At 37.7% G+C, this 12,528-nt stretch carries 7 protein-coding genes; 4 read left to right on the top strand and 3 right to left on the bottom strand.

The features are described from left to right. Positions 1–17 precede the first annotated feature (17 nt). Positions 18–1,307, bottom strand: a complete 1,290-nt coding sequence (locus tag PI85_RS20275) for a glycoside hydrolase family 18 protein (RefSeq protein ID WP_036120907.1) — start codon at positions 1,305–1,307, stop codon at positions 18–20. Between the two features lie 536 nt (positions 1,308–1,843). On the opposite strand from PI85_RS20275, the gene PI85_RS20270 reads away from it, so the two are divergent. Continuing rightward, positions 1,844–2,263 (top strand): hypothetical protein, encoded by a 420-nt coding sequence (locus PI85_RS20270; protein ID WP_036120910.1) that lies wholly within the window; start codon positions 1,844–1,846, stop codon positions 2,261–2,263. Between the two features lie 13 nt (positions 2,264–2,276). Beyond that, positions 2,277–7,361 carry a DUF4132 domain-containing protein gene (locus tag PI85_RS20265; RefSeq protein WP_036120913.1) on the top strand — a complete coding sequence of 1,695 codons (5,085 nt, stop codon included), beginning with the start codon at positions 2,277–2,279 and terminating at the stop codon, positions 7,359–7,361. Between the two features lie 47 nt (positions 7,362–7,408). On the opposite strand, the gene PI85_RS20260 is transcribed toward PI85_RS20265, so the two are convergent. Together PI85_RS20260 and PI85_RS20255 are read right to left on the bottom strand one after the other, a co-directional pair. After that, positions 7,409–8,140, bottom strand: a complete 732-nt coding sequence (locus tag PI85_RS20260; protein WP_036120916.1) for a hypothetical protein — start codon at positions 8,138–8,140, stop codon at positions 7,409–7,411. Further along, positions 8,133–9,470: an AAA family ATPase gene (locus tag PI85_RS20255; protein ID WP_036120919.1), complete on the bottom strand. Its 1,338-nt coding sequence runs from the start codon at positions 9,468–9,470 to the stop codon at positions 8,133–8,135. Before PI85_RS20255 ends, PI85_RS20260 begins: the two co-directional genes overlap by 8 nt. Before the next feature lie 152 nt (positions 9,471–9,622). On the opposite strand from PI85_RS20255, the gene PI85_RS20250 reads away from it, so the two are divergent. After that, a complete protein-coding gene (locus PI85_RS20250) occupies positions 9,623–10,102 on the top strand; it encodes a hypothetical protein (protein WP_039392410.1) in 480 nt (159 codons plus the stop codon). Positions 10,103–10,662: 560 nt separating this feature from the next. Further along, the gene (locus PI85_RS20245) at positions 10,663–12,411 is read left to right on the top strand and encodes a methyl-accepting chemotaxis protein (protein WP_036120923.1); all 1,749 of its coding nucleotides are present in this window, start codon (positions 10,663–10,665) and stop codon (positions 12,409–12,411) included. Positions 12,412–12,528 lie beyond the last annotated feature (117 nt).

The raw sequence follows: 12,528 nt of genomic DNA, 5'->3' as shown, positions 1-12,528 counted from the left end.
TATTCTTCTGCCTCGTGTCATTTCTTCACCACATCAAAATTAGCACCAATTAATACCCAATTTTGAGGGAAAGGTAATCCTAATTTCCAATAGCCAATACCACGAAGATTATATTGTTTGACTAGATTAAATTTAGCTTGAATGGATCTTGCATCTTCAAACCATACAATATGCGCTCTACCCTGTTCATCATAGTATTCAAAAAAAGGAGCTTGTGCTCTCCAATCATATTGAATTGCCGCATTATAACGTTTGGCAATCTCAATAGCTCGTTGAGGACTCAATGCTTCAGCAAATGGACCCCCTTGTACAAATGGTAATGTCCAATCATAACCATATAAATTTTGTCCTAGCATAATTTTGCTGGCAGGTATTTCACTCACCGCATACTTGACAACGGCCTCCACTTCAGGAAGTGGGGAAACGGCCATTGGGGGTCCCGCAGAATAACCCCATTCATAGGTCATTAATAAAACGAAGTCCACTATCTCACCATGTGCCCTATAATCATGCCCCGCAGTCCATGGACCTCGATCACTTGCACTTGTTTTTGGAGCTAAAGCAGTAGATACCGTGTATCCTTGAGCATGGAATTTCTCCACCGCTTTTCTTAAAAAATTGTTATAGGCTTCTCGTTGATCACCTGGTAAATTTTCAAAATCAAAATGGATATCCTTAACGTCCTCTAGCTTTCTAGCCTCCGCAAGAATATTATCAAAGAGTAAATCCTGAACAGCTGTACTTTGAAAAATATCTCTCGCCAGATCTCCACTAAAACTGAAATTCTCCAGATTCGTAACGACCATTGCCAAGGAAGCCCCAGTATCATCCGCAATTTGAGTTACACCTTGACTAGGCGGTATCCGTAAGGTGCCATCCCGTCTGGCTTCATAACTAAATAAAGCTAAATATGTTAAATAGGGACCCGCTTCCTTAGCTTGATTTAAAAGTACCTCACTAACCGAAGTACCTCTTGGCTCTAAGTATGCTAATGTTTCTGCTCTTGTTCTTGGTGGTTGCGGAATATATAATCTCATCCCAACAGCTAATGGTTGATTTGGGTTAATACCGTTGACTTGCGCAAGTGTTACATAGTTAATACCGAAGCGTTGTCCAATTGACCATAAACTATCTCCTGGCTGTACATAATAAAAGCTACCAACAATAGGTATCACAAGAGCTTGCCCCACAACTAAACGATTTGGGTCTGGAATTTGATTGGCATCTACAATACTTTGAACCGTAGTCCCATACGCCTGCGCAATACCCCATAAAGACTCGCCAGCCCGTACAACATGTATTTGAATGATCTTGCCTCCTTCTATCTTGATAAATCATACCTATAAAGTTTATGAGATAAGAAAAGAAATAATGTCTTTCTAGAAACCACATAAAAATCCATTCATCAAAGTAGCAAAGGATGTTACCGTGGTTTATTTTCTAATCTTCCAGCTTTATAGATTTGGCGAATAAAAGATCCTTTATAATAGTTTTAGCATCATCATTTCGTTATATTTTCCACACAAGCGTTCACTTTCTATTACTCTCTATATAGTAGAAGTAGCCTGAAAAATTTTCTTGTGTAATATCCTCTGCTTTCCATAGTATTTATATTATAGAGCGCAAATTGATACATACCCCTATAAAAATAATCGTACAAACGTTCTATTTTCAACAGATCTTTAAGCAAGCCTACCCCCTCTTTCTACCTTACTAATAATCCGTAACATGCTATTTTTTGTTACACATTTCCCAAAAATAATTATGCAACTAGCGTCGGATGCCTTATTCTTTTCATAGTTATCACTCTTGTATAATGAAATTATTGTAAGGAGGTGTTAGATTGCGTTTATTTTACCAACAAAAAGTAATCGGTAAGAAATCACGTAAGCTTCAACAGATTCCATTTTTCATCGAAGAACCTGTCATAAATTTACAAGATTTACTTATTAAACTTGTCTCACAACAGGTACAACAATATAACGAGAAAATGGTTGATACGCCACTCCATCTCTATTTAACCGATCAGCAATTAGATGATGCGGCTCAGCATGGCAAAGTCCATTTTGGAGAGAAAAAAAGTGATTCATTCCAGCCAGTAGACCAAGCTGTCTCTACAATGCTTCAGGCTTTTCAAGATGAGCTTTTCTTAGTACTTCACAATGAGGAGTCTCTAGATTCGCTTAACTCGCCACTAACTGTACTGGAAGACGATGTTTTTACATTTATTAGATTAACCATGCTTGCAGGACGAATTTGGTAAGGAGGAATGTCTCATGACACTATCACATGAACAAAAAATACATTTTCAAAGTATAGTTGACACCGCACCGTCAACAATACAGCCATTAGCAGCCGCATTATTAAAGTATATGGACAATCGTGATTACGATATTGAAAAGCTTATTACAGAACAGCATGTTCAATCACTAGAGGAGCTATTTAGCGGACCATTATTAGAAGTGCTTATATTATTTTCTTCACAGGAACGCGCGCTCCACATTAAGAAACTAGCTTTACGTTTTGATGCTACGATATTCCAAACTGATCTGTTACGTCGATCATTTCGTTCAGCACAACCCGTACAAGATCATCTTTTTCAATGTCTACAATTAATAGAAGAAATGCTGACATTTGAAGAAATTAGTCTGGAGGATTTACTAGCTCACCATAGCCAATATGAGCATGGTACCTATCCGAACTATAGCTCCTATGTATTGAAAAACGAAAATGAAAAAGTAATGGGCTTTCATGTATTTGAGCAATTGCTTGCTGAAGAATTATCCATAGAAAATCCACTCATTGAAGATAAAGTAGAGAGTATTTTATTTGATGAGCACCGCAGTAGCTTTTTCGGTCATCCACTCATTCGTGGCATTTTTAAATCAAGCAATAGTCGGATGCACGAAGCGCTTGGAAAATTATTAGTAGCGGCTGCACGTCAAGAAGGGCTTCGACAAGCAATTGTAGAAAATATTGACCACGGGAATCTAGATGCACAGCTTTACATGATGAAACTTATTCAGGAGCACCAACTAACAAGGTTCTCCTCTGTTATACGAGCGGTCGATACATGGATGGGGCTTGGCTATAGTAGCTTCGAAAATCAAAAAATAACGGAGGAAGTTTTGTCCTTAGCCATCCAAGCGATGGAAGATGACCATTTCACTGAACAGTTGATAAAAAGTGAACGGACCATTGATATTTACGTCGCATTATGGGCGACTTCGACAAAAGATTATACGAAGCTAGATGTGCTGTTGGCCGATCTCTTACAGCGAGACAAGCATATTCAGCTTACAACGCTAGCTTTTTTGAAAAACCTATCAAAAATATCCTTTACAGCGCCTTTCGTAAAGGAATTAATTGTAACAACGAAGGATATCGAAATTTTTGCATTTGCATGGGATAATTTCCTTCATGCCAACCACTATATCAATAGTGAATATGCAAGAGATAATGAATGGGATAAAACACTTCAAAGCTTCATGAAAGACAATACACAGCTACAGGGCATAGAATATGCATTATTTGAACAGCTTGAATGGGCAAAAAATGAAATGACCAAAGATGGGTTATCCATTACAGGCAAGCCTCTATCCTTTGTCTTTGTTCACTTGTCATTCGAAGACTTAATTTCAACACAAATTGTACTTGCGTATCATCTACAAGATGAAGAGTTATTCCAACGAATCATCGCGCAGGCAGATGCTTATCCACCATCAAGTAGGATCGGCTTATTGAACATTTATTGTCTGGATCCAATCACACAAGGACAGCGTGAATTTCTATTCAATTCATTACGAGATCGAAGCTCTATCAATCGTTCCCTTGCATTAAAGAAAATACATGCATTGACACCAACCAAAGAAGAAATAGCAAAAATCGAGGATCTTTTAGCCAATAAATCTGGGGCTCTGCGGAAAGAAGCTATTTCACTCTTGAAAATTCAACCACAGGATCATGTATTGGAAAGTGCTGAACGATTAATAAAAGACAGTAAGCAGCTAAAGAGGCTTGGTGGTCTTGAATTATTGTTAGAAGCATCTAAGGACTACAATTTATCGAGCGAGCAAATTACGACATTATGCTCCCTATTACCAAAGATAACAAAAAATGAACAAGTACTATTAGAACAATTAGTAGCAAGAGATGTACCCGAATATAACGAAAGCAATGGCTTTGGTTTATATACACCACATGCTCCTATTCCATACGATCGCATTGCCAATAGCGCGATCAAAATGAATGGTGAAGAACCTTGGCAACAGCTTGTATCTTTATATATACAAAAACCTACACCTATTGAAAAATTCTTTCAATATGATTTAGATAAGCTTCTCTCCAAGCTAGAACAACTTATTCAAATACTTGATGAATATGCTAATTTTGAATATGAAACTTATCAATGGAATGACGCTAAAATGACGACTACTTTAGGGCAAAAATACAGTATCTTGGCCTCTAAAACAGACAGTCAGCGAAATGCCAGTCTAGATGTTTATCCTATACCAGAAGCCATTGTTCAGTGGATTAAATCATCATCCTTTAGCGGTGAAGACTTAGCTTATTTCAACTTTTATAATCATTTATCAGAATATCCTGCTGCTCATGACCTTTCTGAAGCAGCCCATATTCTTATAAAACCTTTCTTTCAATATGAAGGAATAAAAAAATATGTTGCCCAATTTAACTCGTTGAAATATCACTATACGCTTCAGCAAATCTTTTCCGTTTTGTCGCAAGATATCAAAAATATCTCAGGAGAGACACTATTGCATAAAGAAGCAGTTTCATTACTAGAACAGCATGCACCAGCATTTAATAGCTTTGAACAAGCAACCGGTATTGTGCTTCAGCTATTACATCAAATCCCTGCTGATCAGTGGCGAGTAGAAGTAAGAGATAAAGGCTATTACTACTATCAATCTACCTCTACAATTGTCGACTTAGATATTATTGATGCATTTGTCGATCGACTATCTAATTATGCAACTTATCAAGGCTATGCTAAAATGCTTGCCATCAATGAAGAACTAACAAAGCGTATGCAAAAAGAAAATTATAGCCCAAGTCTCTACGATCTATCGTTATTCCAATATTTAGATGCATTTAAAGTTGGCTTATTGACGCAAGACCATTTATATGAAGCTATTTTTTCGAACACTCTTGCCTCAGAAATATTTACTGAACCAAGTAAACTGTTGGATCGCTATCAATCATTTGAAGACTTAGCTGATTTCCTTGCCATTCGTAATCAAGCGATCGACCGCATCTTAGCTATCGAGCTAAAGCGTGGCGATACTCCTACAACTGTTACCAAGCTTGCTAGTAGTATTTCTTACTTTGAAGGAATCGATTATTTCCTGCAAATTTTACAGGCACTTGATGGTGAAAAGCTTTCACGAGGATATATATGGCAGGCTGAGACGAAAAAAAATGTCTTCTCTCGCCTTTTAACTAGCTGCTATCCTCAAAAAGAAGAAACCGCACAGCAGTTAAAAGAAGCATGGCAAAAAACAGATATTTCTAAAGAGCGTTTAATTGAAGCTATGATGTATAACCAGCATTGGATTGACCTTGTCAGCGAGGTGATTGGCTGGGAAGGACTAAAGGAATCTGCTTGGTATTTTATTGCTCATACTACAGATTCTTTATCAGACTTTGCCAAAGATCAAATTGCCCTCTTCTCCAGCATAACGGCAGAAGATTTTCGTGATGGCGCCTTTGATTTAGCATGGTTCCAAAGTGCTTATCAAACACTGGGCTCGAAGAAGTTTAAACTTGTATATGATGCGGCGAAATACGCTTCAGAAGGAGCTAACCACCGTCGTGCTCAGCTTTATGCAGATACAGCCATTGGCACACTTAGTCCAAAGCCATTAATGAAAGAAATTCAGGAAAAGCGCAATAAAGATAAACTGCGTGCACTTGGACTTATTCCGTTAAAAACAACAGATGACAAAGATGCTCTACATCGTTACCAATTTATTCAACAGTTTTTAAAGGAAAGTAAACAATTTGGAGCTCAACGTAGGGCAAGTGAATCACGAGCAGCTAGTATTGCACTAGAAAATTTAGCCCGCAACGCTGGGGACGGAGAAGCTACTCGCTTCATATGGCGAATGGAATTATCAGCCTTTAACGATATTCAGCATTTATTTAAAGCACAGCCTATCGAACAAATAACAGCGCACTTACAAATTGAAGAAGATGCCGCTGTTACAATAATCGTTGAAAAAGATGGTAAACGTCTAAAAAACATACCTGCTGCTTTAAAAAAGCATGCTGACGTTGTTACTCTTCAAGAAGCTCGTAAAGATTTACAAGAACAATATAAACGTGCACGTCCAGCACTAGAGCAAGCAATGACATTAGAAACCAAGTTTTCAGCGGAAGAGCTAATTAATTTGTTAGCTCACCCGATTCTTGCTCCGCTTTTACAAAAGCTTGTCTTTATTAGCGGCGAGCATGTTGGGATGATTACACCAGAGGGTTTACAGGTACTATCAGGTAATGTCGTGAAGCTTGCTCCGACAACACCCTTAATGATTGCTCACCCTTACCATCTTCTTGAAAGTGGTCAATGGAGACAATGGCAGGCCTATATGTTCCAACACAAAATACAACAGCCATTTAAACAAGTGTTCCGTGAGCTATATCTTATAAATGCAGACGAAAAAGGTTTAAAACAATCATTGCGTTATGCGGGACATCAAGTCAATCCATCTCAAACAGTAGCCTTGCTAAAAACACGAGGCTGGCAAATTAGTTATGAAACTGGACCTCGTAAGGTGTATTACAAAGAAAATATAGTGGCATCCTTGTATGCGCAGGCAGACTGGTTTACACCAGCAGAAATCGAAGCACCTGCAGTTGAAGGTGTTTATTTCTACGATCGTTTAACAGGAAAAGATATCGTCTTAGATGATATTCCAACTGCAATCTTCTCTGAGGTTATGCGGGATATGGACCTCGTGGTCAGCGTTGCCCATGTTGGTGGTGTCGACCCTGAGGCCAGTCATTCTACTGTTGAAATGAGGACTATTATCGTTGAGGAATTAGCAAAATTATTAAAGCTTTCCAACGTAGAAGTGAAGAAACAACATGTCCTTATTGAAGGTAAATTAGCAAGCTATTCCGTGCATTTAGGCAGCGGCGTGGTCCATCAAGTCGGTGGTTCGATGATACCAATTGTCGCAGTCCCATCTCAGCATCGTGGACGCATATTCTTACCTATGGTGGATGATGATCCACGAACAGCTGAAATTATGTCAAAGCTTTTAATGCTAAGTGAAGATACTAAAATGAAGGACCCAGCCATTTTAGCTCATATTCGTAGCTATGAACAAACGCATTAAAAGGTACAAAACAAAAACAGGTGACGAAACAACATACGTCACCTGTTTTATTGTACATTTGTTTTTATCATTTCAAATAAAAGAGGTACATTCGTTCCTCGCTGTAATGAATGGCTTCCTTCCATTAAAAACGACCAGCTTTTTTTCATTTTATCCCTATAGGGTAGTTCAGCATCGACTGGCATATAAGCCTTTAAATATTCTTCGATCGTACCAGACAAATTTTCTATAAACTCATCTGCCTTGTGGATTTTCTCCGTTGGGATTTCATTACGTTCATCCCATAGTACATGTTCTAAGTTTGTAGAGAAATAAAATAATTGATAAGGCACTTTCAAGCGATTAATACTAAAGTGGTCATTCGCAATTAAAATTCTGGCATTCCTCGCCTTCATCTCATTGCGCTGTTCAATTTGCTCTTTACGCTTATCGGACTTCACTAAAATGGCATCCTCTGTATAAAACAATTTTTGCTCGATATTCTCATCGACCCTGACGCATTCTGGTGCAATAAAACAACCGTCTGCATCTGTTATATGAATTACAGCAGTTAAATCCTTCGCTAAAAATTTATATTTATCTAAATAACTCTGGATTACTCGGATAACACTGTTTTTAATATTGGGGATGCGTTTATGGGCATCCCATTTTGTCAATACATCCTCACGCTGGACATCAAAACGTATCGTTGTATCCGCGAAGTAAGTATCTAAATAATCCTCTAAAATAATTTGCTCTGTCTGCCCCTCAACAATAATTAAAAGTACCTTTTTAGTCATGCTGCACACCTGCTTTACGAAAAGCACGTTTAATTTTAAATGTTTTGGTCTCTTTATAAACCTCTTCATCCTGTCCACCAAGCTGAATAGCTCTCAAGTAGACATCTCTGGCATTATTTATTTCTTTAATACCCTTTAGTTGCATATAACGGTGATTTTCATTCGTTGTCGTGAACCATAAATTTTTAATAGCTAGCACCTCTAACACTCGTAGATTATGGGATGTGAAAACAAGCTGTCCTTTTCCTTCCTCATCTATCACTGTTAACAACTCACCTAGCAAATATTCAAAAACGCCTGAATCTAATTCATCAATAACGACACAAGCATTTGGATTGTTATATACGGCAATCAATACACTAAGAATCGAAATGATCTTCAATATCCCTTCTGACTCTGTTCGCAAGGGTAATTCTTGCTCTCCACGCTGCGATAAAAATTCAAAACGGATGCCTTGTCCCCCATCATCCATTGTCTGCTTTGTAATAATATTGATCTTAATAGTCAAACCTGGAATAATGGCAGCTAGCACTCGGTTACTCTGTTCAATCACTTCACATAAAGCATAGAATTCATCCTCCGGCAATAAGGCAGGACCCTTTAAGTCATATGGAATTTGCCCTCTTGTTTTCTCTAAATGGATACTAAATGGCATGATCCGTTCTTCAAATAACGGGGCAATATTTTGGTTATTCACTACATGTAAATCTCGATTAAAATCAACAGCTATGTTTTTGATTAGCTGAATCTCTTGTTCGGTCAACCGTTCCTGTAATAATGGCTTCAAATCCTTATGGAAAAGAAAAGATCTATATTCCTTTCTTGCTAATTGCTGAATAACAAGCAATTGAATACGTGCTTGTTCACTCAGATCAGGCAAATTTAAGTTACGTATTTGGATACCTTTCTCTGTCATAGCCATTAACACCTTTGACCGTTTTCCTTTGTCATTTTCTCTATACGTCAGTCGTTCCAGTGTTGTATAGAGCCGATGCTGATCCTCCTGCAGCTCCACATAATAATGGACAAAGAATGTGCCAAATTGATTCTCAACTAAAAATTCAAAATCGAGACTGGCTGTATCCTCACCCGCTAAAATTAACCGCTTTTCTTGCGGGGGTAGCTTCACTTCAGCAAGCCAACCTGAAATAAGGGTCTTCAATAAACCAAATGCATCGACAATGGTTGTCTTCCCAGAGCCATTTTGTCCGTAAAGTCCAACAACATTTGCTTGTAAAAAGCTCTCGAAGCTAACTGCTAAAGTTACCTCACCATGTCGTACATTCCGTAAATTTTTTAGTTTGATCTTTTTTATTTTTATGATTGCCATCTGCTAAACATCCTTTAGCTCTTTTCCCCTATTATAATGAAAATTGTTATATTTTATAACAATCTTACACTTAATTATCAATTAGCCTATAGCCTATAACACTCACAGTAGGTAGGCATATGTTAAAGAAAAATGAAGAAAGGTGTGTTTCATTGGTTTATCCTAGATTGGCTCCTGAAGATTTTAACAGTCAATTCCGTCCAGGTATGAAAATATGGGTGACACTTCCTACAGGGACTTATTCAGGCACATTGATTCGAACATTTGGAACAGGAGGAAGAACAGCCGAAATCCAATTAGATAACGGTCAATTGGTGACTGTTGATGTTAGCCAAATAACTGCTGCTGGTACAGGAGCACCTCCTGGTAACTCCTATCCACCGCCCTATCCACCACCTTATCCGCCACCTTATCCGCCACAACCGTACCCACCACAACCACCAAGACCTTACCCACCGCAGCCTTATCCGCCACAACCACCAAGACCCTATCCGCCGCAGCCTTATCCACCACAACCACCAAGGCCATATCCGCCGTTTCCAGGGGGACAATTCCCGGGGTTCCCACCTCAATTATTGCCGGGACTCCCAAACATCTTGCCAGGTATTATCGGCAACCCCAGACAGCCATAAAAAATAAAAGGCTTTCTCTTTGTTCTTTTACGAAGAATAAAGAAAAGCCTTTTTTTACATATTTATATTTTATTTCCATAATAAAAACGAAGAAAGGCAATAGCATTTTCTAGAAGAAATGACATTCCTTAATAGGCAAAAAGACTTAAAGAGAAATAAAAAAATAAGATTTTAGCCAAATTTTAATTAAACTAAAATTGACTCAGTTTTGAGCATACTTGTTTTTTATATTATTTACCCTTCGAATTTTCATAAAAATATTGTCTAAGCTACAAAAAACATAGACTATAACACTAAATATCTTCGTTTACCTATTTAAATCTACACTGCAAATAGTAAGTTTTCTGGGTTGTGAATCATTTTTTTTGGCAGTATAGTAGTTTATTGTTAGGGGATAATTAGATTATTTTTCACTGGTACATATTTATTGAGAATGCATCTGGAATTCTATGAATGACATCTAGACTTTACATTGAATTAGCTTTTATTTCATTGATAACAATACCCATTTCTCATCCTTAACATGAATTAATCGGTATAATATAATTAGGAGGAAAAGCATGAAAAAACGTAAGAAGCAGCATATGTCCATTAGTAAAAAAATAACCGCTATAATGGTAAGTATTTTATTACTGTTTGGGTTAGTTACTTTAGGTCTTTCTTATTATATAGTAAGAAATAGTAATTTAACAGATATGAATCAATCGCTTGATGACAAGGGTATGATCTTAGCAAAAACAATTGATGTGAACACATTGAAATCAATCTTAGATAATCCTTCAGATAGTAACTCTGATGCAATTCGACTGACGAAGGAAATGGATGCTATTAATGATTATTCAGATAGCATTACCAATCTCTTTTTAATTACAGTTGATGGTGAAAATATTAATGCACCTGTCCTATCTTCTAGTATACTTGAACTAGGTGCTGAGTATAATCAAGACATGATTGCTATGGGTTTATCACCTGATTTCCTAGCGAGAATTAAAGAAGTTTTTGAGACAAAAGAAGCTACAGCTACAGATATCTATAGCGATGAGTTTGGTAGCTATAAAACTGGTCTTACACCAATTTTAGATGATGATGGAACTATGCTAGCTGCATATGCTATTGATTATGACGTTTCGATGGTAACTGGCAAGGCTATGTCAGAGGCACTTTGGACATTGGTAGTAACCGTTATTTTCTTAATTGGTTCATCCATTGCTGTGTATACTCTTTTAAGAAAAAAATTAACACCGATTCAACAGCTCTCCCTACAGTCTAAAAAAGTAGCTGAAGGTAATTTAGAGCTTGATCCTCTACCCGTTACTTCAACGGATGAAGTAGGAACGCTTACGCAAAACTTTAATTCGATGATTGAAAATTTAAAAACTGTTATTAAGAGTACAACAAATGTATCTGCACGTGTTTCAAACACAGCCAATATTTTGTCTACGAACATGCAGGAAACTTCTGATTCCTATAATAATGTAGCATCTTCCATGCAAGAAATTGCGAGTGCAGCTGACCTTCAAGTTCAAAGAGCCAATGAAAGTACCATTACAATAGAAGAAATGAGTATTGGAATTCAACGTATTGCTATGACATCCAATCAAATTTCGGAATCTTCTATCTTAGCATCTGAGGAAGCTGAAAGAGGGAATGAATCAACTAATAAGTCTGTCGCTCAAATGAATGCGATTAGTCAGGCCGTCAATCAATCAGCAGCATCGGTTAAATTGCTTGGCGATCATTCTAATAAAATTGAAGAAATTGTCGGCATTATTACCGGAATTGCCTCTCAAACAAATCTCCTAGCCTTAAATGCAGCTATTGAAGCTGCCCGTGCAGGAGAAGCTGGCAGTGGCTTTGCCGTTGTAGCTGATGAAGTACGTAAGTTAGCTGAACAGTCTGAGGCCTCAGCCCGAGAAATTTCCACGCTTATTTCTCATATTCAGCACGATACAAATGAATCTGTGAATGTCATGGTTCGCGCGGTAGAGGAAGTCGATCATGGTATTGTCATGATAAACGATTCCGAACAATCATTTAGTCAAATATTAACATCTATTCATCATGTAACTGGACAAATACAAGAACTGTCCGCAACTATTGAAGAAATGGCGGCTGGCATGGAACAAGTGACTTCCGCAGTAAAAGATATGGAGGACTTCTCCATCAATTCTAAAGATAGTACAAGAGCAGTAGCAGCAACTTCTGCCTCTCAGCTAAATACAGTACAGCGAGTGTCTGAGGAAGCTCAAGTACTATCCGAGTTATCTGAAGAATTATTGAATGTTGTCAATACCTTTGTAGTGAAATAAAAAGAGAAAGGGCTGCCCTTATACGGTGTTTTTGGTCCCTTAGCTTCTACAGAATACTTTCTGCTGGAGCTATAGGACTTAAAATTTCCTACATAAGTGACTGCCCTTTTCTAAAAT

Origin of the sequence: Lysinibacillus sp. A1, from assembly GCF_000801965.1 — a bacterium.
Classification (GTDB): domain Bacteria; phylum Bacillota; class Bacilli; order Bacillales_A; family Planococcaceae; genus Lysinibacillus; species Lysinibacillus fusiformis.
The sequence above is the reverse complement of the archived record's forward strand: the minus strand, read 5'-3'. Positions and strand labels throughout refer to the sequence as shown.

Coding starts and splice junctions, on each gene's coding strand:
- PI85_RS20260 (WP_036120916.1), bottom strand. CDS start 8,140: ATGACTAAAAAGGTACTTTTAATTATTGTTGAGGGGCAGACAGAGCAA.
- PI85_RS20245 (WP_036120923.1), top strand. CDS start 10,663: ATGAAAAAACGTAAGAAGCAGCATATGTCCATTAGTAAAAAAATAACC.
- PI85_RS20265 (WP_036120913.1), top strand. CDS start 2,277: ATGACACTATCACATGAACAAAAAATACATTTTCAAAGTATAGTTGAC.
- PI85_RS20255 (WP_036120919.1), bottom strand. CDS start 9,470: ATGGCAATCATAAAAATAAAAAAGATCAAACTAAAAAATTTACGGAAT.